This is a genomic window from Oscillibacter sp. (genome assembly GCF_031978065.1).
In the GTDB taxonomy this organism is placed as follows: domain Bacteria; phylum Bacillota; class Clostridia; order Oscillospirales; family Oscillospiraceae; genus Oscillibacter.
In genome coordinates this window covers 1-22,874 of record NZ_DALZCH010000005.1, presented here as the reverse complement: position 1 = coordinate 22,874, position 22,874 = coordinate 1, and the positions used below count along the sequence as shown (strand labels likewise).

Genomic DNA, 22,874 nt, shown 5'->3' with positions numbered 1-22,874 from the left:
GCAGGCAGCCTGGAAAGGTCATGCCTGTTTTCTCGTGAATTTGGACGTGGTTTGCTGCGTCGGTGTTATTTTCCGCGGGGTCCTCCAGGGAAATCAGGTTGACCTGTTCCGTGTTCAGTTCTCGGATCATCGTATACATTGTCGAAGATTTTCCGCTCCCTGTGGGACCCACGATCAGCACCACGCCGGAGGGCCTTTGAATCAGATCCGTGTATTTTTCCAGATCGCCGCCCATCAGCCCCAGCCGTTCTTTGCTCAGAAGCTGGGCATCCTTGTCCAGCAGCCGGATAACCACCTTTTCGCCATAGATCACGGGAAGCGTGGACATCCGCAAATCCACATCCCGGTCTTTGCTTCGCACGGCCGCCCGTCCGTCCTGCGGAATCCGGCGCTCCGTGATATCCATGCCGCCCATGATTTTCAGGCGGGAGATTACCGATGCCTGCAAATCCTTGGGCACAGACATGATGCTGTGCATCACCCCGTCAATCCGCATCCGAACCCGAAGTTCCTTCTCCTCCGGTTCAATATGGATATCACTGGCGTTTTCCTCCACCGCCCGTTCAATAATGGAATTCACCAAACGCACCGTGGGCGCGAACACGCTCTCTTCCTCACCGCCCAGAACGCTGGCGGTAAAATTATCGGCGGACTGGACGGCGGACTGCGTCCCCACCGCGATTTCCCGCTTCATGTCTTCAATTGCCCGTGCCGCGCCCTCGTTGCCGTAAAGCGTGGAAATGGCGCGCTCAATATTCGCCGAGGTGGCAATCATCGGCACCACGCGCTTCCGGGTCGCCGTTTTGACCTCTTCAATGGCCATGAAATTCAAGGGATCGCTCATGGCGATATACAGGGTATTTCCACCCAGCTTTACCGGCACAATGCCATACTTTCTAGCAATGTTTTTAGGCAGCAGTTCCGCCAGCCGGGGCGGAATCTGTATTTGAGACAGATCCACACACTCCACACCCAGTTGCTTTTGCAGGGCGCTCATCAACTGCTGCTCAGTAATGATTTTCTCCTCAATCAGCTCGCTGCCCAAGCGGTTCTTGGTTTTTTTCTGGAACTCCAGAGCGTGCTCCAACTGTTCGGGCGAGATCAGCCCCACGGATACCAGCAAATCCCCCAAGCGGGTATAAATCATACTTGTTTCTCCTTTATGCCCATTCATCAGCCGTTGAGGGCGCGAAATGTAAATTCAATCGGCTCTGACAGCTTCCCCCCGGCAGAATCATACAGCCGATAGATACCGGAAAAAACGCCGTCGGAATAGCTTAGCGCAAATGGGCCGCCGATGCTATCGTCATCAGAGTCGAAGTCCTCCGACACCACCGCCAGCCCGGAATAGCTGGGATTGGTCAGCAGCGGTATCTTCTTTGCAGCGCCCGGCGCGTTCAGATAAATCACGCCCCGGTCCCCATCTTCATCCCCTGCGCCCACATAAATCCGACCCGCCGTGATGCCGTAATTCACATTGGTAAATGCGCTCACCGCGCCTTCTCCGTCCGTCTCCACGTCAGTGGCATACCGCAGCACATCGGACAGCGCCGCCCCAATGGTGTCGGCAACCTGCTGGCTTCCGGAAATAAAGGTGCTTTGCGCCCGGACCCGGACCGCCGCCGCCATGCCTGCGGCGACCATTGTCGTCAGCAGCACCACCATCAAAACGGCCACAAGCGTTTCCACCAGTGTCATTCCAGATCGGGCTCGCCATGAAAAATCCGTTTGCTTCACCCGGCTCCACCTCCCCGGGCAGCGTAAGCGGTCAACTCTCCGGACCGATAATAGCTAACTGAATAGTTCCACTTTTTTTCCGGACTGTCAAGCGCAATCGCAATATCTTCTCCGTCGAAACTTCCTTCCCGTTGGCTTTCCACTGCGGACAGCGCGGTTTGGTAGTCCTCGTCCATCTGCCGCGCCTTTTCGTTGATCCGCACAGAAACCACCGTCATCTGCAAAAGCAAAATACTTGCCAGAGCGGCAATCAAAATCGCCGCCAACGTTTCCACCAGCGTCTCGCCGGAGGTCCATCTCTTTCTCCTCATGCCCCGGCCCCCTTTTTAATCACGCCCGCGCTCCACGAGGTGGTCCGGTAATCGTAGGTTTCGCCGTCCGTATTTTCCGCCGTCCGGGCACGGAACGTCACCGTCACAGTGTAATCGCCGGCGGTGAGCACAACCGCAACATCGCCCGTCTTCTTCATAGAAAGCGCCGCGTTCACGGCGGGCAGGCCCTCCCCCGCCGTGACGGTCAGCGTTCCGCTGTAAGATGCGTCGGTATGGTAAACTTCGTTGTAAACGCCGGTCAGCAAGTCTGCGTCCGCATCGCTTTCCAGCACAAACGGGCTCCACGTTCCAAAGGTAACCTCTCCCGTGTCCGGATCCGTTACATCAGGACTTCGTGTCCTTCCCACAACATAGGCGCTTTTTCCCAGCTCGTCCCTCAGAAGGCGGGCGGCGGACGCCACCGCCAGATAGTTTTGCTGATCGGCATTGCGACCCTCGCTTTTGGCGGCGCTGGCCGAGGCCCCGCCGAGACTCAAAGAGCCCACGGTCAGACAAGCTACGAAAAAAAGCAGTGAACTCAGCATGGATGCTCCGCGGCGGCTCTGCAGTTTTTGACAAATCATCTGCATGACTTCCTCCTGCCGCAAACCGGCTGCGTTTCCGGATTTCCTCAATGCCGCCAGTCTCCGTAGAAATCCAGCATCAGAATGCGGGGATATGGATAGGCGCTCCCCTTCAGCGTCTCGGAAAACGGATGCGTCTGTCCAGCGGAGGTGTTCAGGGTCCAGCTTCCGCTGCCGGAGTCCCAGTTCCAACCCGAGAAGACGGTCTTGAGCGTCTCCAACTGCGCAAACGTAACAGAGACAACCTTGCCGCCGTCATTGGTCTCCTGAGACACGGCTTCGTTAAATCCGGGCTGAGACACCCAATAGCAATTCACGTACCGGTCTTCTTTTGCCGCATAATTGATATAAGCCTTTACATCGTCGGCGGTAAAGCCCGCTGCCGTTCCGCCCGCGTCGACCAAAACCTCCACCGCGGAATAACTGTTCACCACAGACCGACTGTTCCAAACATTCGCCGTTTTTACAAAGCCCACGGCCATTCCCTTTCCGGCGCTGGCCGTCCCCACGGCAAAGCAATCGGAAACGGTCCCGTTCGTGATGCTCCGGCAGAAGCCCGCCGCCGTTCCGCCTACGGCGGTCACCGTACCGCTGTAATAGCAGGACGCCACGGTTCCGGATTGCATCAAATCCACAAATCCGGCGGCATTACCTCCGGAGCCGGAAGCCGTTACCGCGGACGCGGAATAGCTCAGGCTGATGCTTCCCCGGTTGGTAATCACACCGCCCGACGCTGTCTTCCCGGCCTTTTGCGCGGTCACAGAGCCTGTCGCGGAGCAGCCGGAAATGGAAGCCGAATTGCCGTTGGTAATCGCCAGACCCGCCGCATTTCCCCCCAAGGACAAAATTTTTGCGTCGACGGCGCAGTCTTTTATCCGGGAACTGCCGCCGTCCAAATTCGTCACCGCCAGACCCGCCGCATCAGCGGCGGCTGTAATGGTTCCGGTGAAGGAACAGTTGGTGATCGGCGCCTGATTTTTCACCAGCAGGCCGCCTGCACTGCCGTTTTCCGAAACAACATCGCACTTGGCGGTACTGCCGTCCATGGACGTAATACTGCCGGAGCTTTCCGTGGAGACAATCAGCCCTGCCGCATCGCCGTATCCTTTGACCGTTCCGACAAAGGAACAATCGGTAACCTCCGCCTGACTTTTCACCATCAGCCCACCGGCGCTGCCATATTGGGAAGTGACGCTGCAGGCGACCACTTTGCCAACGGAGCAGCCGTCAACAATGATGCTGTTGGAATACGCGATCAGCCCGGCGGCGGCGGTGATGCTTCCGGTGGCGGATACGGAGGTGTTTTCCACCGTGGAATTTCTGATGCTTCCGCTGGTTGCCGTTGCCACAAGTCCGGCTGCATACTGACCTCCCGCACGGACGGTCACCTTTTGCGCCGCATCCAAGCCGCCCACGGAACAGTTGGAAATATCGGTCCCATTGCTGTTCAGTCCGCCGATCAGCCCGGCGGCATTGCCGCCCGTGCTGACAATGGAGCCGGAGAGCAGATGGCAGTTTTCCACCGGCGCCTGACTGACAACCGCCAACGCCCCTGCGCTTCCGGATTGATAAATGTCCACGCCCACAAGCCTTACATTTTTCACAGGGCAGGAATTTGTGGCGATCAGAGGCACTTTTAGCCCGATAATCAAATTGTTTCCGCCGTCAAACCCGCCGGTCGTGTAATTCAGGTTCAAATAGCCGGTATCACTTTTTGACACCGTGATATTGTGCGTCTGTTTGTAGTACCACCCCTCGTTCACGCTGTTTTTGTTGCGCAATTGCTCCTCCGTGCGGATTTGCATGGGATCGGTTTCGTTTACCTTTAACGGTTCCATGGAAATTGCCGCCGCAAACAGCGAGTTTAAATAAACATTCCGATCAGCCTGCGCATCATACACCACACGCGCGGTCTGGTTGTTGTAATTCAGCAAATCGCTTCCGCCGTTTCTCAGGGGGTACAAGTCCTGTTCAAGCGTCGAAAGCGCAGTCTTACCATCAAAAACGGCCACGCCCCAGTAAATATTGTTCTTGTCAAATCTCGGCGCTTTTACATCTTCCGTCCCTTCCGGCACAAGAACGCCATAGCCGGTCAAGGAAATTGTTTTCGCATTGGCATAATCCAGAGAATCCGCCAAATCCCCGGCTTTGTCATATCCGTAAAAGCCCCACGTCCCATCACTATACTGTTCATAGTAGCACAATCCATATGGCGTCTCAATCTTCTGCGTCGGCTCATATCGAACCGGCCAATCTCCGTAATACTCCGCCGTCACCATGGGGAAGGGATATGCCTGCTTCAAAAGGTCCTGCCGATACGGATGGCATTTCGCCGCTGCGTTTTTCACACCTTTCGCAAGATCGTCATACTCGTAGGCAGAGACGCCGTCAGGAGTTGCACCTGCATCCGCCACAACCGCATTTCCACTCTGGCTGAGATATTTGCAGTCGGTATAAACCGCGCTGCCGCTGCCCACCAACGGGCCGTATGTTTCCGCAGTTCCGGTAACAACCGTTCCACAGGCATAGCTGCCGTCAATGCCCAAAGAGCCGGAAGCGGCTCCCACCAGACCGCCGCAGGAGGACGCGCCAAATACAGCGGCGGCGGAAAAGCTGTCGTTCATCTTCACAACACCTGAAGACGCACCGATCAGGCCGCCCGCCGCGGCGCGGTACGTCCCCAATGTCCCCGCAGCGACGCTGCCGCTGGCATAGCTGTTTTGAATCTTCACCGGCGCGCCGGACGTCCCGCCGCCAACTCTTCCAATCAGGCCGCCTGTGGTCTGTTTGCTGCTTCCCACAGCCAGCGAGGAAAAGCAGTTTTGAATCAAAACAGCTTTCCCGCCCGCCTGTACCTCTCCGATCAGACCACCTGTGGGCGCTTCATCTCCGTAAACACCGTTTCCTCCGGTCACAAAGCCTTTCCCCGCGCCGGTGAGGTATACGCCGCAATTCTCCACTACAACGCTGCCCTCGGAGCTGCTCAGCGAGCCGATCAACGCACCAACTCCGACTCCGCCGGATACGGTCCAGTCCTTCAGCCGCAGATTCTGAATTGTGGCGGAAACTGTGGATTTACCGACGAGGCCGACGTTTCCTGTTTGGAAAATTTTAAAATTACTGAGAGTATGTACCGTTCCCGCGCCGTCCTGTCCGTCAATGGTAATCCCGCCCTGCTTTGCGGAATCCGTCAGGAGGATGGGGGTAAATGTATCGGGCGCGGTGTCCCGGTGCGCCTTCGCAGGCAGCATATTTTCCTGACGCAAGGTTTTTATAAAATCAATGTCTCCCGTTTGTACGGCGGCCGCCCTGCCCTGATGATAATACCGCAGATTGCTTAACTGCCGTGCGTAAGCAAACTCCACGCCCCTGCGATGCTTCATGCCGCCCACGGTAACGTCTTCGTCATACTTTTGGGCAAACAAGCTGTTGGCCGTGCCGATCAGGGCGTTCTGATACAGCGGCTTTCCTGCGTACGAGAGCGTTGCCTTAACAGTAATGTCGTCCCCCGCCGCAAGGTCAGGAAACAGCTCCGTAAACGAGCCGCCCTCCACCATGCTGTCCAGCAGAACATAGAGCGTATATGTATTGTCCGAATCGATGCTGCCCCAGAAATGGGAAGCGGAGGTCCCATCCGTATCCGGCGGCTGTCCGTCCGCTGTCACCGCAGCGGTATCGCCGCTCTCATCTGTCAGCGTAATAATGGCTTTCACTTTTTCGGGATTGGTGGCGGCTGACCCTAAATTCGGATACCTCAGTTCCACATAGAGATCTTCCTGATTAATCAGCTTCAGCATTTCGGTTCCATGAGGCTCTTCGATTTCTTCTTCGACGGACCCCCCAACGGTTTCACTGAGTGTTCCTCCGCCGTAATAGCCGATTCCCTCTTTTGACCGAATATCGGGGTCATCGGTGCCGTCCATCAGCTTTCGCAGCGCATCCACCGCGTCATACGTCAGCGTATCCTTGGAATAATACACATCGGTGACGTCTCCCGTCCGGGGATTCAGATACAGCACATAGCTGCCAAGCAGTGTAAAAAGAAGATCACCGGTTTTGGGCAGACTGCCTCCCGCCGTAGCCGAATCTATGTAATACAGCGTTTCCGTAACCCCGTCGCCGCTTGCCGTTTCCGGCTGTGCGCTTCCTCCGGCATCCGCCGTCAAGGTCCCCAGCGTGCCGGAAACCTTCCGACCCATCAAATCACTCTGCGCCGACATATAGATTTCACGGGCGGTTCCGTCCAGATCCGTCAGTTGCAGGCGTTTCCACTGCTGAAACAGAGACGAAGCGGCAAAAGACGCAAAAACCCCTACAATTACGACGACTGTCAAAGTTTCCATCAAGGTAAAGCCTTGAATATTCCTCGTTTTTTGTCTGCTTGTTCCCAGCATGGTCATCCTCCGAAAAGCATAAAAAGCTGCCGTGAGCACGACAGCTTTCAGCACTTTTCCAATGCACTGGCCGTGCATCTTGGCATGTGGCAGCTGGCTGCCGAATGGAAAACCCGCTCCTCTCGGGCAGGAGTTCCACATACGGCCCTATAGCTTTGCGTCGCCGGTTTTCACCGGGTATGCCTTTAATCTGCTTTCTCATCCTATTTGGGGTTTATGTTATCATATTACGCTTTTATTTGCAAGTAACAAAGTCACAAAAAATTGATTTTCGGACGTTTTTGGAACTTTTTGCCTTGTCTTACTTCTGTGTCCTGAAGCCAATCTCCGCCGTATGCAAAACGATGATGTCTCCTTTGATTCTTCCATTATCCCGCTTGTTTACGGCATAGGCGCCCCGGCGTCCGCCTTTTCCTGCGCGATGTCACGACCACCCGGCTTACTATAACGGCTTGGGCCTGTCGGGAAGCCGGGCAGGCTGGACAGGTTTTTTTCTGCGCTTATCTCCGCGGTCCTAGCAATTGCAGAAAATAAATCAGGCGAAAAAACGGCTCAAAACGGTTCAAAAAACTTACACGGAATTGTGATGTGGATGTACAAATACAGCAAGGGGCAGATCAGTTTGGCCGATTTCAGGTAGCCAGTAGGGACGCGTCGCCACTCAATGAAGCTCGGAAAATACGAAAAAGCTGTGCTGAACAAGTTGCATGATCCGGCGAGTGGACGCCAGCTTTACATCAAAAAAGAGGCGGCCGGTCAAAAGACCGGCCACCGAAAATCTATGGGCACGGGAGAATTTACCGGGGCGGGCACGGGAACCGCAGTTCAGCTTGCTTACAGCCGAAGTTTCTGTGGCTGTTTACCGTCCAGCGCCTCTTCCAGCGTGTGCCACGCCAGCACGGCGCATTTCACCCGGGCGGGCATATGGGAAACTCCCTGCAAGGCCACAGCTTCCTCCAGCTCTTCCAGCCTGGCTTCGTCCGCCACCTCTCCCTTAATCATGCCGAAAAAGAGATGCAGCAGTTCTCTTGCGTCCTCCACCGTCCGGCCTTTGACCAGATCAATCATCAGCGAAGCGGATGCCTGAGAAATTGCGCAGCCGTCTCCTGTAAAGCCGGCGTCTTCAATCACGCCCTCTTTTACCCGCAGCTCCAGAATAATGTCGTCTCCGCAGCTTGGGTTCACGCCCTCTAAAGCGATGGTCGCATCCTCCACCTTATGGCGGTTTTGGGGCGCGCGGCTGTTTTCCACAATAATCTGATTGTACAGGGCGTTAAGCTCCAAGGCCCATCCACCTCCTGACCTGTTCCACACTGCTTAAAAAGGCATCCACGTCTTCTTCCGTGTTGTATACGGCGAAGCTGGCACGGGCGCAGGCGGTGATACCCAGAAACTCCATCAGCGGCTGGGCACAGTGATGTCCGGCCCGGACCGCAATGCCGTCCGCATCCAGAATCGTGGCGGTATCATGGGGATGAACGCCGTCCACGTTGAAGGAAATCACGCCGCTCCGCCCTTCCGGGACCGGTTCGCCGTATACCGTTACATGGGGAATCGCGGACAGGCCCTTCAGCGCCCGGGCCGTCAGGGCCTTTTCGTGGGCTTGGATCTGTTCCCAGCCAAGAGCGTCCATAAACCGGATGGCGGCTTCCAATCCCACTTCGCCACCCACATTGCGGGTTCCCGCCTCAAAACAGCGGGGAATTTCGGCGTAAGAAACACTTTGCTCATGGACCGAGGCAATCATGTCGCCGCCGCTGAGGAAGGGCGGCATTTTTTCCAGCAGCTCCTTCTTTCCGTACAGCGCGCCCACGCCCATAGGGGCGTAGAGCTTATGACCGGAAAAGGCGGCGAAGTCCACGTCCAACGCCTTCACATCCACGGGCAGATGGGGCGCGCTCTGGGCGCAGTCCAGCACCACCACCGCGCCCACGGCGCGGGCTCTGCGGACGATGGAGGCCACCGGGGCTTCCAGCCCCAGAACGTTTGAAACCTGCGCAATCGCCACCAGCCGGGTGCGGTCCGTAATCTTCCGGTCCAGCTCCTCCTCGCTCAGGCGGCCGTCGTGGCCGGGATAGAAATACACCAGCTTCGCGCCGGTGGCCTTGGCCACCCGCTGCCACGGAACCAGATTGCTGTGATGCTCCGCCACGGAGAGGGCGATTTCATCCCCCGCCTTCAAAAATTCCAAGCCATAGCTGTACGCCACCAGATTCAGACCCTCGGAGGTGTTCTGTGTGAAAATAAGCTCTTCCGGCGCAGCGTGAAGAAAGCGGGCTACTGCCACTCTGGCGTTCTCATGGGCATCTGTGGCGCGAACGCCCAGCTCGTACACGCCCCGGTGGGGATTGGCGTTGTCCTGGCGGTAGTAATCCTCCACCGCCTTCAAAACAGACAGCGGCTTTTGCGTTGTTGCGGCGTTGTCGAGGTAAATCAGGCGCTTTCCGTTTTCCGGCACGGCTAAAATAGGAAACTGTTTTTGCAGTTCGTTCATGGCTGACCCAGCCTCCTTCCAATATTTTCAAGAATTTCCGCACGCAGCGCCTCATCCGGGATTTGGTCCAGCACCGGAGCAAACCGGGCCTCAACCATCAGGCGCTTGGCCTGCGCGGGAGGCAGGCCGCGGGAGCAGAGGTAGTAAAGCTGCTGCTCTTCAAACCGGCCCACTGTGGCGGCGTGTTGCCCCTCTACCAACTCCTCCCCGCACAGAATCAACGGCGCAGTGCGGTTGCGGGCGGTGGGGCTGAGCAGCAGCACAGTTTCATTCTCATGCCCCACTGCGCGGACGGCCCCCTGACGAAAGTCAATGGTGCCCCGCAGGATTTTGCGGCTTTGGTCTCCCAGCACACCGGCGGTGCGCAACTCGCTGTGGGTATCCTTGCCGGTATGAATCACCAGATCATTGAAGTCCAGCGATTGTTCCCCGTCTCCAAAATAGGCGGTGTCTAGACTGTATTCCGCAGCCCGGCCCTCCAGTTGAATCCGCGTTCCACAGGCGGCGACGCCGCCTCCCAGCACGGCCCGGACTACCTCCACCCGTGCGCCCTCGGCAACCCGCGCGCCCACGGCGCTCCAGCTTCGGCTGTCGGCTTCCAGCAGTTGAATCTGAATGATGCGTACCACTGCGCCCGGCTCTGCGTCAATCTGGGTTAAATCCGCCGCTACGCCGTGGTCCGCTCCTCCCCGGAGCACCTGCACCACGGTGAGGGCGCTTCCCGCTCCGGCAGAAATCCCCCAGTGGGTGACGGCGGCGCTTTGTTTGGAGCTCAGCGTCCGGGTCAGCACCAGCGGGGCGACGGTTTTGCCTCCCTGCGCCCGCACATAGCAAACGGTGTCCGCGTGGTCCAGAACAAACCGGTCCACCGCCTCGCCCATCCCGCTAGGAATGGATGCGACAGCCTCCGACAAAGCGGAAAGCAGCTCCACGCCCTCCGGCAATTCCCTCACATAGGGCAGGGGCAAACTTTTGCGGGCGGCCAGCTCTGGCAGCGCCGCGCTGTCCTCCGCCTGATTCACGCCGGTCCAGCTCCATGTTGGAACCGGCAAACGGTTGATTGCACTGTTCATGTTTCGGTTCCTCCTTTCAGCCGATGCTGCCCTTCATTTCAAGATGGATAAGATTGTTCATCTCCACCGCGTATTCCAAAGGCAGCTCCTTGGCAATGGGCTCGGCAAAGCCGCCCACGATCAGGGCGCGGGCGTCCTCCTCGGCAAGACCACGGCTCATCAGATAGAAAATGGACTCTTCACTGATGCGACCGATTTTGGCCTCGTGTCCCACGTCCACCTGATCGCAGCGAATGTCCATCACCGGCACCGTGTCGGAACGGGAACGGCTGTCCAACATCAGCGACTCGCAGGAGACGGAGGACTTGCTCCCCTCTGCCTCCGGGGCCACGGTGACGGCGCTGCGGAAGGTGGAAATCCCCCCATCCCGGGAAATAGACTTGGTGCTGATGTGGGAGGTGGTATTGGGCGCGGCGTGAAGCACCTTCACGCCGGTGTCTAAGTTCTGACCCGCGCCGGCAAAGGTAATGCCGGTGAATTCCATCCGGGAGCGCGCGCCCTTCAAAACGCTCATGGGGTAAAGATAGGACGTGTGGGAACCGAAGGAGCCGGACACCCACTCCACGGTGCCGCCCTCTTCCACCAGCGCCCGCTTGGTGTTCAGGTTGTACATATTTTTGGACCAGTTTTCGATGGTGGAATACCGCATCCGGGCATTCTTGCCCACGTACAGCTCCACGCATCCCGCGTGGAGGTTTGCCACGCTGTATTTGGGGGCGGAGCACCCCTCAATGAAGTGCAGATAGGCACCCTCTTCCACGATGATGAGGGTATGCTCGAACTGCCCCGCCCCCGGCGCGTTGAGCCGGAAGTAGGATTGAAGCGGAATTTCCACCGATACGCCGGGCGGCACATAGACGAAGGAGCCGCCGGACCAAACCGCCCCGTGCAGCGCGGCAAATTTATGGTCGGTGGGCGGAACCAGCCGCATGAAGTGCTTGCGCACCAGTTCGGCATAGGGGCCGGTGAGGGCACTTTCCATGTCGGTGTAGACCACGCCTTGGGCGGCAACCTCCGCCCGGACATTGTGGTAAACCACCTCGGAGTCATACTGCGCGCCCACTCCCGCAAGGGACTTGCGCTCCGCCTCGGGAATGCCAAGGCGCTAAAAGGTATTTTTAATATCCTCGGGCACGTCGGCCCACTTGCCCTGCATGGCGGTTTTGGGCCGGACATAGGTGACAATATGCTCCATGTCCAGCTCGTCCAAAGGCGGGCCCCATGCGGGCAGAGACAGTTCGTTATATGTCCGCAGAGCCTTCAGGCGGAAAATCCGCATCCACTCGGGGTCGTGCTTTTCCTCCGAAATTTTCTCCACGATTGCGGCCGTCAGTCCGGAATCCACTTCAAAGGAGGGGTCCACCCGGTCCTTGATGTCATAGACGCTGCGGTCCATCGCTTCCACGCGGGTCTTTTCTTGATCAAAGCGGCTCATGAACCCCCGCCTCCTTTTTCAGCTCTCCAAAGCCCCCCGCGGTAATTTCGAAAACCAGCTCGGCCCCGCCGGTGCGGGCGATTCGTCCGCCCTCCAGAATGTGAACCGCGTCGATGTCCAGCCCCTCCAGAATTTTGGCGCTGTGGGTGATAATCAGCAGAGCGTTTTGTTGAGAGCGGAAGGCCCTGATTCCCTGTGTCACGGTGCGCACCGCGTCCACATCCAGACCGGAATCGGTTTCATCCAGCATGGCAAGCTTGGGGTGGAGCATCAGCATCTGCAAAATCTCCGCCTTCTTTTTCTCTCCGCCGGAAAAGCCCACGTTCAAGTATCGGTCGGCGTAAGACGCGTTCATATCCAGCGCGGCCATCTGCTCTCGCAGCTCCTTACGGAACAGCAAAACCTTGGGCGGCTTTCCGTCTACTGCGCCCCGGGCGGTGCGCAGGAAGTTTTCCAATGTAACGCCGGGAATCTCCTCCGGCGCCTGGAAGGAAAGAAACGCGCCAGCCCGGGCGCGGGCGTCCGCCTTTTCCTCCGTAATGTCACGGCCCTCCAGAAGGATACGGCCCCGCCGGACCTCATAGCGGGGATCCCCCATCACCGCGGAAACCAACGTGGATTTTCCCGTTCCGTTGGGTCCCATCAGCACATGAAGCTCACCCGGGCGAATCGTCAGATTGACGCCGTCCAGAATCACCTTGTCCTCCACGGACACACTCAGATCCTGCAATTCAAGCAACGGACTGTTCATCTATTTCGACCTCCTTACCGCCTGTTGGGCGGTCAAATAGTTAGAAACGCTAACCTTTTCTCTATACTATACTAACTTACTATGAAATACAACCGGTTTGGTTTAAAAATTTATCGAAAATTCCACAAAATTATTGAAAAAAGTCAATTGCGTCTTACCTGTTCTGATCAATCGTGGCTGTTTTTCTTGACTATAACGGCTCGGGCCTGTCCGGAAACCGGACAGGCCCGACGCATTTTTCCTGCGCTGATCGCCACAGTCCTCTCAATTGCAGAAAATAAATCAGGCGAAGGAACGACTCTCCTTGCGATTCTTTTTACCAGCGTATAAATTTATATGGTACCCCATTGCCGGTTTTCAGCCCCCATCGTAAAAATATTTTTCGGGCGGCCTGAGTGTTTTCCGTCTTTTGCCCGTACTATAAGCAACCGGTTAATCAAAAGTCACGGAGGGATGGAAGTGAATGACGCGCAAATTGTTGCCGCCATTAAAAAGGGCAATGAAGCAGTGATCAATTACGCAATTGATCAATATTCCAAGCTGCTGTGGTCGATTGCAGGCACGATACTGAAAAACGTAGGGAGCGCGGAGGATATCGAAGAATGTGTCGCCGATGTATTCATACATCTATGGCAAAAGCCCGAAAAATTTGAAGAACAGCGTGGAAAGCTGAAATCTTATCTTGCCGTAGTCGCCCGGAGCCGCGCAACTGACAAATATCGCCAACTCTCAAAACAAGCGGCAATTTCTTTGGATGAAACCCTGCTGCTTGAAAATCTGGAAATTGCGGAGGATATCCCCTCGGCGGAAGCAAAGCACACGTTGCTTTCCGCCGTCAATTCTCTGGACGAGCCTGCACGCGAAATCATTGTGCGACGATACTACTACGAGCAAAAGCCAAAGGAAATTGCGTTTTGCCTTGATATGCCTGTCAAGCAGGTGGAAAACCACCTGTATCGTACAAAACAGAAATTGAGAAACATGATTGTGATTCAGAATGGAGGGTTTGACCTATGAAGCACACAGCCTTATCATTCAGCAAAACGAACCTTCAAAATATCAAGGGCATTTTTGAAGAAAAAACCGGCGTGGAGCTTCCCTCCCGCCGCACGCTGCGCCGCCCCGTCAGAGCTGCGGTAATTCTGGCCGCGGCTCTTGTGTGCTGCTTTTTGCTGGCGGCTTTTGCAGTCAATCTGTTTTCCTCCCTGTCCGGCGACGATGTGGGCTTTTCCGCGGCCTATGAGGGAAACGGCATTGTTTCCATCGTGGTGGAGAACCGGTCGGATAAAGCCCTTGCCTTCCAGCCCAAGCTCAAGCTGATGCGATGGAGCACCGGGGAGGAAATCGCCCAGATTTCTGACGACGTTGTTTTTACGGGAACAAAAATTACGGCAAATTCCAGCGGAACAATGACAATTGATCTCTCAAACGCCTATGACACCAACGCATTGGAAGAACCGCTGACCAACGACAATTACTATTTTGTTCTTACAAACAACAATTTCCTGTTTGGTCAGGACTGGATGTGTACCATATGGTTTTCAGAGCCCGTTGTCACACCCGACGCTCCCATTCCGCCTGTTCAGGCGGATGAAACAATTCTCCGTGCCATTCCTGAAGATTTGCGGGATTACTTTGAGAATATCACCTTTGACATTGACGAGCGGCGCGCGCTGAATGCGCGGTATGTGCAGAGCTATACCAACCTTTTCGCGCAGTTCGACGGAACCATCGTTCCTTCCGTTTCGCCCCTGCCCCTCTTAGTAGACGTACCTTCCGAAGTGATCTTTGACAGTTCTGTTTCTGAGGAAGGCCAGCGCCTGCTGGTCGGTCAACACTATTCAGGAAGCCACGCCAATTTTAAGCTGCTGGCAACAAAGCAGGAAACCGCGCTTACCGTTTCGGCATCACTTCCGCTCACAAACTATACGGATGCCGATACGGGAAATTATCTCCCGCTGTTTTATATCTTTATGTACGCTAAGGAGGAGATCAATGCGGAACATGATTACGCCTTTATCCACGGGCAGATAATTCGTTTTTCAGACCTTGCGCAATTTAAAGTTTACGAGGACGGTCAGTATATTTGTTACGAAGTAAGCCCATTGATTTACTCCGACTTGACCGAATATGTGCAGAACTTTGTCAGTCAAAACCCGGATATCCGGTATGACAGGCAGGCGCAAGCCCGTGTTGAGAACATTTATCACTACTACAAAGAACATCTCGAAAGCCTGCTTTTCATAAAACAAACCAAACAATTCTCTTTTCCCTCAGCAAATTAAAAGCGCCGCTGCAAAGGCTAAAGCGGCGTACGCAAAATAACGGAACAAAAGACGAACGGCTGGTCTGATTATAAGAATCAAACCCGCCGTTTTCTTTATGTTGGAGCGCTTAGTTGTCACGCCCCCCTTTTTAACATCCATATTTAATCAGTTGTTTTGGATTTTAAGGGAATCCCGCGTAATCAAATCACGCAGGTACGTCAGTAAATTTCGTAAGCAATTACGAAAAAGTTGCAGACTGATGCGTATTTAAGGCGCTGTCTTCATAATCAGCTTCCGTCATAGGATACTGCGCCTGAAACGACGCTTGTTTAAACTCGCTGTCCCGGACATGATCCGGGATCGCGTTATCGCTTTTCAGGAAATAATCCTCCGTCTCTAAAAGAGCATCCCACGTAGCATCCAAATTGTAATATACTCCGCCCAGCTCCACCAGATTCCATGCGTGCCGCTCGGCGGTTTCGCCGTCGGCCACGGTCCCCGTGACGATGCGGCAATGAACGCCTGCCTCCCGCAGCAGCCGATAGGCCGCCACGCTGTATCCCTGACAGGTTGCGGTGCCATTCAGAAAGGCCGCATAGGCCGTTGTATCGAGATGATAGCTTTCATTTTTCTTGTGGATGATATCGTAGGTGACGGTCCGAACCAGATAGTTGTGAACCGCACGAATTTTTTCATAATCCGAGGTACTGCGTTTGAAATCCAGCTCTGCAAGAATGCTTTTTACGGCCTCATCCACCTGCTGTTCCTGCTCCAAGGTTGTGTAATAGATCGGCTCAATCTGAATGGTATACCGGTATTGTGCGCCAACCTGCTCGTGACTGTAAAAGAGCGTATAGCCCCCATATTGATATCGAATATAATCCCCATCCGTGGGACCGTCGCCCATAGCCAGCGCATTTTTCATCAGGTCGCTCACCAGCACGCTGATATCCTCCATGTATTCCCCCTTGCCGGAAAAGGTCAGCGTGATACGGCGGTCATGCTTTTTCAGGGAAGCCTGAACCCTGCGAAGCACCTTCTCTTCGTTTTCAAATACGACGGAAAGGTTTTCGCTGTGAACATACGAAGGGGGCGAAGCATGCCGGGTAAACACTGCCATTGCCGCGCCCACCGCCAGAAAAAACAATACGCCCGCAATGGCAATTCGTCTACATTTTGTCATGCTTCCTCCGGAACATCTGCGCGTTGGTGCGCAGGAGCAGATGCTCTATGTCAATGCCCGCAGGGCAGATTTTGGCGCAGGAAAGAGACTTCCCGCAGCCTTTATAGGCATGGGAAGCATATGCCGCACAAACTCTTTTCTGTTCTTCCCCCGTCATGGAAGCCAATAAACGGGAGGTGGGTACAAACCCCGCCGCGCCAAAAAAGTCGTCCCCCGGACAAAAATTTGGGCACACCTCCAAACAACAGCCGCATTGCAGACAGCGGGACGCGTCATAGGCTTCAGCCGATGCCCGGTCCGTCATAATAATCTCTTTTTCGGTCCAGATTTTCATGAGGGCGAGATTTTCAAACAGGATGCTCCGATCAACCATCAAATCGGCAACCACGGGAAACTTCCGCAGAGGTTCCAGCGTGACAATTCCCTTCTTCGCCGCAGTCTTAAGTACGGTGTCGCAGGCAAGGCACGGCTTCCCGTTGATAACCATGGCGCAGGCCCCGCACTTTTTCTGAAGGCAGGCGCAGTCCCAGCGAATCGGCTCTACCGGTTCGCCATGGATATCCCGAAAGCCGCCGCTGTTGAGTTCGTTCAGCGCGGCGGCAACGGTTGTGTTCTCCCGCTCCGTTTCAAACGGAATGCTCTGCCGCCAAGGCGGCGTCTCCGCTGTGGCCCTGCGGATGATGTCAATTCTTATGTTCATAGCGCTGTCTCCAATGACGTTCGGTAGGCGATTTTTACCAACCCATCAAAATGCGCCACGGTTTGCCGCCGGTATTCTTCATTTGTCTCAGGGAAGTCCACCCGGTAATGCGCGCCGCGGCTCTCCTCCCGAAACGTCGCCGACCGGAGCATCGCCAGCGCCAGATATATTCGTCTGCGTTCCCGCTTATTGCGGGTGCGCTCCAGCAAATCTTCAAGGCTTTTTTGCGCTGATTGCAGGGTGTTTCCGTCCCGGGCAATGCCCAACGCGCTTAGCAGAAGTTCGCTGATCTGCAAGATTGTCTTGGGGTGCGCACAGTCATGGTCGGTCTGCGGTCCGGGAAGCGGTTCTAGCATTTCGGGCAGATGTCCCGCCAGATGCTCCGCCGCCGCCTGTCCGCCATACAGTGCGCCCAGCATGGAGTTTCCGCCTAACCGGTTTGCCCCGTGATATTGGCAGCAGCACTCCCCCGCCGCATAGAGATTGCCCACATTGGTCCGGTGGAAAACATCCACGTCAATGCCGCCCATGAAATAGTGGATTCCCGGCTCGACGGGAATCGGCGCTTTGGCCGGGTCAAGACCCAGATAGTGCTTTACCTCCCCACGCAAATCAGGCAAACGCTTTTTCCATGTCTCGCCGGACAGCTCCCGCAAATCAAGAAACACCTGCCCGCCGCAGTTGGTGTCCCGCAAAACGAAATACATTTCCCGGGAAATCACATCCCGGGGCATCAGATTCCCAAGCTCGGGATATTTTTTCTCCATGAAGTACCATGGCTCTCCGTTTCTCAGGGTGTATAGTCTTCCTCCTTCCCCCCTCGCAGCTTCACTGATTAAGCACCGCTTGCCGGGAATGCCGATAGTGGTGGGATGATACTGAATCATCTCCAGATTTCCAAACCGGACGCCCTGTGCAAAAACCTGCGCCGCCGCATCTCCAGTGTTTGCCGTGGTGCCGGTGGTCATTCCCGGAAAAAAGCCGTTCAATCCGCCAAAGCACAAAATCACAGCTCCCGTAAAGTTAGTTTCCTTGCCAGTATACAAATCCTCCACCTGCACACCGGCACATTCGGGTTTCTCCGCCCCGGAAAAAAGCAGCGTGGAAAGAGCATGATGAGAAAGCCGGACCACAAGGCCCCGGCTTTCATATTTTCTGCACTCGTCAATCAGGGCGGACATCAGCACCTTTCCGGTGCTGGACTTTGCATACGCCGTCCGCTTTTTCTTCTGCCCGCCAAAATTTCGAAGCTGAATTGCCCCTTCCTTTCGGTTAAAGGGAACGCCGATGCCGTCGAGAAAGCGAATAATTTCCGGCGCATGCTCCGCAAGGCTCCTCACCGCCGCCGGGTCGGCCAGATAGCACCCGGCCCGCAGGGTATCCGCGCAGTGCGCTTCGGCAGAATCCTGCTCCCCCATGGTATCCAGCGCACCGTTGATGCCGCCCTCGGCCAGCACGGACTGCGCCCGCTCCGAGGGCTGCACGGAAATGAGCCGACAGGGAATTTCAAGCCGCGCCAGATGGATGGCGGCGGAAAGCCCCGCCAGTCCCGCCCCGATAATATTTACAACGCCCGCTTGCGTAGCGTTCACCTCCAAAGCACATTCCATCTGAGAAAGTAAATGACAAACGCCGCCCCGCAAAACAGCAGCACCACGGACAGCACAAGGAGCATGTCCTTTATAAAGGCGCCCACGCCTTTCGCCCCGAAGGCGATCAGCAAGGGCTTTAGGTTGCTTAGGATATGCACCGCAACCGATATGACCAACAGCAAGCTGCCCGCAAGCTGAAGCACTCCAAAGGGCCGGAGGCGATAGGCTTCCCCTGTGATGCCGGTCAGAATCGCAATATGAAAGGCAATGAAAAGCAGCATGGCAAAGCCGCTGATTCTTCTGGTCCAAAACAGCTTGTTTTCCCGAAAGTAGGACACACCGGACTTTTTGCAGGCCCTCAGTGTTTTCACTGTCAGGCACACGCACAGAACCACATGGGCCGCAAGCAGCGCCATCATGCTCCACGACAGGACCTTCAGCCAGGCCCTGCCGCCCGGCAGCACGCCCAGCAGTTGATATCCCCCCGCAATGGCATGAATGAGAAGAAGCACTATCACAAGCACGCTGATGATTGCATTCCATTTTCTCATGGATCGTCCAATCCCTCCGTCCCAGTCAATGCCAGCACCTGCACCTCATCGGAGCGGGCGCTCTCCGCACGGTAAGCATCCGCATACTCTCTGGACAGAATGATAATGTCAAACAGTCCGCTATCTGCCTTGGAACACAGCAAAGACGCGTCCTCCGCATGTATCTTCATCTGATTTTCCGGCAGGCGGGACTGAAAGCTTCTTGCCATACTTACTGCGCCCTGATCTCCCTTTGGCACGGAGCAGGAGATATCCTCAAAGATATAGGCAATTTCGCCGCCGGAAAAAAAGGTGATCCAGTCCGCAAGCTTTTCCGCATCCGGGTGCATGGCGGTATTTAACAAAACCACGTACTCGCCGGACGGCTGCTCCAGCACCACTGTGGCGCTGGTAAGCGCATCGGTGCCTTCCCCGCTCAGCAGCTCTGAAAAAGTCCCGGAGCGAAGAAACGGAAGCCCCAGCAGCAGAAAAATCGACGAAAGACAAACCGCCCCGTGCCTCAGCGCGTCGCCCGCTTTCATCCCGCCGCTTTTGCCCCGCTCAGCGCGTCGTCAACCGCCTCAAGAAACAAATCGTGGTTGATGGTTGCGCCGGTAATTGCGTCAACATCCTTGGCGCTGCCGCTTTGAATGAGCTGGCTTGCATATTCCTCACAGGCGGCCACCGCCTTTTGGGCTTTATTATAGTAATCCCGGTTGGCGATTTTTCCGCCTTCCATACCGTAGCTCTCGTCTTTCAAAGTCCCGTCTGGCTCGTAGGTCTGATAGGTACACGCGGTAATTGCGCCGTCTTTGATGGTGATACTCACCTCTCCGTAGCCATTGCCGTCGTCAGAGCCGTCCTCGCTGGTATATACGGAGCTTTTTCCCTCATAAGTGCCGTCCTGATAGCTAACATTGCCGTCACCGCAGGCGGTTAACCCGCCAAGGCTGGCAATCATCATCGCTGCAATCCACCGTTTTAACTTCATCACACTTCCACCTCACTCTGCGAATCGAATATGTCCGGTGAAATTTTGATTCACCGTCTGCCGCGCAATCCTGCCGTTGCGCAGAACAATCTGCCGCTGCGCCACATCGCCCACCTCGGGATCGTGGGTGACCACAATCAGGGTCGTCCCTTCTTCGTGCAGCTTGCGGAACAGGTCCACCACAATTTCCTCGTTTGCGTCGTCCAGATTGCCCGTGGGCTCATCCGCCAGAATGATTTCGGGGTGATTGATCAGCGCTCTTGCCACGCAGACCCGCTGCTGCTCACCGCCGGAAAGCTGGCTGGGCAGGTGCTTGGCGCGCTCCGCAAGACCCACCCGCTCCAGCGCCTCCATGGCCTCCTGCTCATCGGGGATACTGTGGTAATACTGGGCCAGCATCACATTTTCCAGCGCGGTGAGATAATTGACCAGATGGAACTGCTGAAAGATCAGGCCAATTTTGTCCCGGCGGATATCCGTCAGTTTTTTAGCGGGCTCCTTGGCAACGTCCATGCCGTCCAGCAGGATATGCCCCTTGGTGGGCTTGTCCATGCAGCCGATCATATTCATCATGGTGCTCTTGCCGGAACCGGAGGGACCCATAATGGAAATCCACTCCCCCCGATCCACCGTAAAGCTCACATCATCCAAGGCGTGAAGGTCTCCGTAAATCTTAAATACATTTTGAAACTCTAACAGGCTCATGCATCATTCTCCTTTTAGTACCAACGCCGGGTCCACAGAGGTTGCGCTGCGGATGGGAAGCAGGCAGGCAACGCTGGTTACGGCAATGGAAACGATGATTGTAATTGGTAAAAGAAGCCAGCGGAAGGAAATGTAGCTGCTAAACACATTGATACTGACAAACTGCGCAAACGCAAAGCCCACAAAGGACCCAAGAATGCCGCCAAGGCCGCCCAGCAAAATTCCTTCGCCCATAAATTCGGCAATAATGCCGGAGTCCGAGGCCCCAATTGCTTTTTTCAGGCCAATCTCACTGCGACGCTCGGAAACCACCGCGGTCATAGTTGTGGCCACACAAATCATAGTCAGCGCCAATACGATGACAGTCACCAGCAGCACCAGTGCCTGCAACTTGGACAGAACCGTAGTTTCAGAGGCTGTGACCCGTTTCACCAGATTCGCGCTGATGTCCGTGCTTCCTGCGTTGATTTCATCCACATAGGTTTGAAGCTGCGCCGACCCGGCAGAGACGCTGATTTCTGCGATATCCACATGGGCCGGAAGCGCGGTCAGCTCCTCCATATCCTCCATGGAGACGTAGACATATTCTTCTTCGGAGCCACCGGTATTCAGAATGCCGGTGATTTCAAAATCAATGGTAGTGTCCAGCTTGCTTTTATCCTCCGGCGTAAAGCTGACGGTGACGCTTTCTCCAGCACTGAGAACCAGACTTTCCGCCACGTTTTTTCCCACCAGAATCTCATGCGCCTTGGCAGGATATTGGCCCTCCACCAGCCAGTAGGGGCTGGTCTTCTGGACGGCCGCCATATCCGTTCCCGCGGCAATGATGGGCTGCTCGTGGATGCGCACCGTATTGTATTGATAAGGGGTGGCCCCCACCAGCTCTTTGGACGAGATGACTGAAAGGCTCTCCTGCATATCCGCGTCTGTAAAGCTCTCCTCCGCGGGCATAAAAATCATATTCGCCCCGTAATTTCGGAACTGGGCGCCCATCTGCTGCGGCACATCCACATAGATTGTCACAAGTCCTGACAGAATCGTAGCCCCGATGGCGATGGCCAGCAGCGCCACCAGCATCCGCGACCTGCGCCGCAGCAGGGAGGCGGTGATCATGCGAATAAGCATTTTTCTTTTTTTCATACCATGGACCCTCCACGCCAAAATGATTTATCTGCCATGCAGCACTTCCGCAGGCTGCAAGCCCAGCAGCATCCGAATGGCCGGAATGCTGCCCGCCAGCGTCACAAAGGTCACCAACACGCCCACAATGGGAATCACAACGGTACGAATGGAGATGGCCGAGCCGAAAACGCTCTGCCCGATGATCTGGGCGAATCCGATTCCGGCGAAAAAGCCCACAACGCCGCCGATAATGGACGCAATCAAAATTTCCGTCAGCACGAGGGCAGTGACAGCGCGGTTATAGGCGCCAATCGCTTTCATCAGCCCAATCTCTCCCGACCGCTCCATGACGCTGGCGGTGACAAGATTGCTGATGCCCAGCGCCGATCCAACCAAACTCAGGAACATAATCAGCAGCATCAAAAGCTCCGTCTTGTCCAGAATGGCTCCTTCGGAATCTGCCACCTGCCGGACGGGAGATGCAACCGAATCCGTGATGACCTCCTGAATCTGATAGCAAATGGAGCTTGCATAGGCGGTGCAGTACCAAACCTCATACTGGGCAACCGTCAAAGAGGAGGGGTCCTTGGCGGCCCTTTTTGCCAGCTCGTTGTCCGGCGTGGTCAGGGCGCTGACCTCTATGCTGCCGATGGAGCCGGACAGGTCCGCCAAGCTCTGGGCCACATGCAGGGGAACATAGACCTGATTGTCTTCCTCCCCGCCTGATTCATAAATGCCCACCACGGTAAGCTTCGCGTCACCGGCGGAGCCGCTGAAGCGAAGCTGATCGCCCACGCCGATCTGCTCCTGATCGGCCAGCGCCGCGCCCACCATGACCACGTTCGTTCCGGCGTCGGACTGTTCGTCAATCCACTGCCCCTCGCGAATATCCCACCAGGAGCGCAGACTGCTCATGCCTGCGTCCAACTGCTCCCCTGTCGGTAAATCCAAGTGGTGATTAAACCAGCTTCCCACCACATGTATCTCCGTACCGTCCGGCAGGGC

The 22,874-nt window shown here is 55.7% G+C and carries 20 protein-coding genes, 1 pseudogene and 1 riboswitch; of the genes and pseudogenes, 2 read left to right on the top strand and 19 right to left on the bottom strand.

What is annotated here, in order from left to right:
• The 10 genes and pseudogenes from RTK01_RS01380 to sufC all read right to left on the bottom strand — a co-directional run.
• Positions 1 to 1,147, bottom strand: a 1,147-nt coding sequence (locus tag RTK01_RS01380; protein WP_312279250.1) for an ATPase, T2SS/T4P/T4SS family, incomplete at its 3' end; no start/stop codon positions are given.
• Between the two features lie 26 nt (positions 1,148 to 1,173).
• Positions 1,174 to 1,698: a hypothetical protein gene (locus tag RTK01_RS01375; RefSeq protein WP_312279249.1), complete on the bottom strand. Its 525-nt coding sequence runs from the start codon at positions 1,696 to 1,698 to the stop codon at positions 1,174 to 1,176.
• A gap of 35 nt (positions 1,699 to 1,733) precedes the next feature.
• Positions 1,734 to 2,048, bottom strand: coding sequence for a hypothetical protein (locus RTK01_RS01370; protein WP_312279248.1), 315 nt, complete (start codon positions 2,046 to 2,048; stop codon positions 1,734 to 1,736).
• Positions 2,045 to 2,638, bottom strand: coding sequence for a hypothetical protein (locus RTK01_RS01365; protein WP_312279247.1), 594 nt, complete (start codon positions 2,636 to 2,638; stop codon positions 2,045 to 2,047). Before RTK01_RS01365 ends, RTK01_RS01370 begins: the two co-directional genes overlap by 4 nt.
• 41 nt (positions 2,639 to 2,679) lie before the next feature.
• Positions 2,680 to 7,026 (bottom strand): prepilin-type N-terminal cleavage/methylation domain-containing protein, encoded by a 4,347-nt coding sequence (locus tag RTK01_RS01360; RefSeq protein WP_312279246.1) that lies wholly within the window; start codon positions 7,024 to 7,026, stop codon positions 2,680 to 2,682.
• Positions 7,027 to 7,111: 85 nt separating this feature from the next.
• A riboswitch (cyclic di-GMP riboswitch) is annotated at positions 7,112 to 7,220 on the bottom strand.
• 640 nt (positions 7,221 to 7,860) lie between these two features.
• Positions 7,861 to 8,310, bottom strand: coding sequence for a Fe-S cluster assembly sulfur transfer protein SufU (gene sufU, locus RTK01_RS01355; protein ID WP_312279245.1), 450 nt, complete (start codon positions 8,308 to 8,310; stop codon positions 7,861 to 7,863).
• Positions 8,300 to 9,520 (bottom strand): cysteine desulfurase, encoded by a 1,221-nt coding sequence (locus RTK01_RS01350; RefSeq protein ID WP_312279244.1) that lies wholly within the window; start codon positions 9,518 to 9,520, stop codon positions 8,300 to 8,302. Before RTK01_RS01350 ends, sufU begins: the two co-directional genes overlap by 11 nt.
• On the bottom strand, positions 9,517 to 10,593 hold the full coding sequence (locus RTK01_RS01345) for a SufD family Fe-S cluster assembly protein (protein ID WP_312279243.1): 1,077 nt from the start codon (positions 10,591 to 10,593) through the stop codon (positions 9,517 to 9,519). Before RTK01_RS01345 ends, RTK01_RS01350 begins: the two co-directional genes overlap by 4 nt.
• A gap of 16 nt (positions 10,594 to 10,609) precedes the next feature.
• Positions 10,610 to 12,028: pseudogene (sufB, locus tag RTK01_RS01340) on the bottom strand (Fe-S cluster assembly protein SufB).
• Entirely contained in the window at positions 12,015 to 12,779 is a 765-nt protein-coding gene (gene sufC / locus RTK01_RS01335; RefSeq protein WP_312279242.1) for a Fe-S cluster assembly ATPase SufC, read from the bottom strand. The pseudogene sufB and the gene sufC overlap by 14 nt, the downstream one beginning before the upstream one ends.
• A 459-nt stretch (positions 12,780 to 13,238) precedes the next feature.
• On the opposite strand from sufC, the gene RTK01_RS01330 reads away from it, so the two are divergent.
• Together RTK01_RS01330 and RTK01_RS01325 are read left to right on the top strand one after the other, a co-directional pair.
• On the top strand, positions 13,239 to 13,796 hold the full coding sequence (locus RTK01_RS01330; protein ID WP_312279241.1) for a sigma-70 family RNA polymerase sigma factor: 558 nt from the start codon (positions 13,239 to 13,241) through the stop codon (positions 13,794 to 13,796).
• A complete protein-coding gene (locus RTK01_RS01325; RefSeq protein WP_312279240.1) occupies positions 13,793 to 15,064 on the top strand; it encodes a hypothetical protein in 1,272 nt (423 codons plus the stop codon). The genes RTK01_RS01330 and RTK01_RS01325 overlap by 4 nt, the downstream gene beginning before the upstream one ends.
• A 220-nt stretch (positions 15,065 to 15,284) precedes the next feature.
• Here RTK01_RS01325 and RTK01_RS01320 read toward each other — a convergent pair whose 3' ends face one another.
• From RTK01_RS01320 to RTK01_RS01280, 9 genes are all read right to left on the bottom strand, one after another.
• On the bottom strand, positions 15,285 to 16,229 hold the full coding sequence (locus RTK01_RS01320) for a transglutaminase domain-containing protein (RefSeq protein ID WP_312279239.1): 945 nt from the start codon (positions 16,227 to 16,229) through the stop codon (positions 15,285 to 15,287).
• Positions 16,216 to 16,929, bottom strand: a complete 714-nt coding sequence (locus RTK01_RS01315) for a 2Fe-2S iron-sulfur cluster-binding protein (RefSeq protein WP_312279238.1) — start codon at positions 16,927 to 16,929, stop codon at positions 16,216 to 16,218. Before RTK01_RS01315 ends, RTK01_RS01320 begins: the two co-directional genes overlap by 14 nt.
• The gene (locus RTK01_RS01310; protein ID WP_312279237.1) at positions 16,926 to 18,521 is read right to left on the bottom strand and encodes an FAD-binding protein; all 1,596 of its coding nucleotides are present in this window, start codon (positions 18,519 to 18,521) and stop codon (positions 16,926 to 16,928) included. The genes RTK01_RS01315 and RTK01_RS01310 overlap by 4 nt, the downstream gene beginning before the upstream one ends.
• Complete coding sequence (locus RTK01_RS01305; protein WP_312279236.1) at positions 18,518 to 19,072, bottom strand: pilus assembly protein PilX; 555 nt, start codon at positions 19,070 to 19,072, stop codon at positions 18,518 to 18,520. The genes RTK01_RS01310 and RTK01_RS01305 overlap by 4 nt, the downstream gene beginning before the upstream one ends.
• Positions 19,069 to 19,593, bottom strand: a complete 525-nt coding sequence (locus RTK01_RS01300; RefSeq protein ID WP_312279235.1) for a hypothetical protein — start codon at positions 19,591 to 19,593, stop codon at positions 19,069 to 19,071. Before RTK01_RS01300 ends, RTK01_RS01305 begins: the two co-directional genes overlap by 4 nt.
• Positions 19,590 to 20,042, bottom strand: a complete 453-nt coding sequence (locus RTK01_RS01295; protein ID WP_312279234.1) for an FMN-binding protein — start codon at positions 20,040 to 20,042, stop codon at positions 19,590 to 19,592. The genes RTK01_RS01300 and RTK01_RS01295 overlap by 4 nt, the downstream gene beginning before the upstream one ends.
• Before the next feature lie 12 nt (positions 20,043 to 20,054).
• Positions 20,055 to 20,747: an ABC transporter ATP-binding protein gene (locus tag RTK01_RS01290; RefSeq protein ID WP_294856245.1), complete on the bottom strand. Its 693-nt coding sequence runs from the start codon at positions 20,745 to 20,747 to the stop codon at positions 20,055 to 20,057.
• Between the two features lie 3 nt (positions 20,748 to 20,750).
• The gene (locus RTK01_RS01285) at positions 20,751 to 21,887 is read right to left on the bottom strand and encodes an ABC transporter permease (protein ID WP_312279233.1); all 1,137 of its coding nucleotides are present in this window, start codon (positions 21,885 to 21,887) and stop codon (positions 20,751 to 20,753) included.
• 27 nt (positions 21,888 to 21,914) lie between these two features.
• A partial coding sequence (locus RTK01_RS01280; protein WP_312279232.1) for an FtsX-like permease family protein occupies positions 21,915 to 22,874 on the bottom strand: 960 nt, incomplete at its 5' end.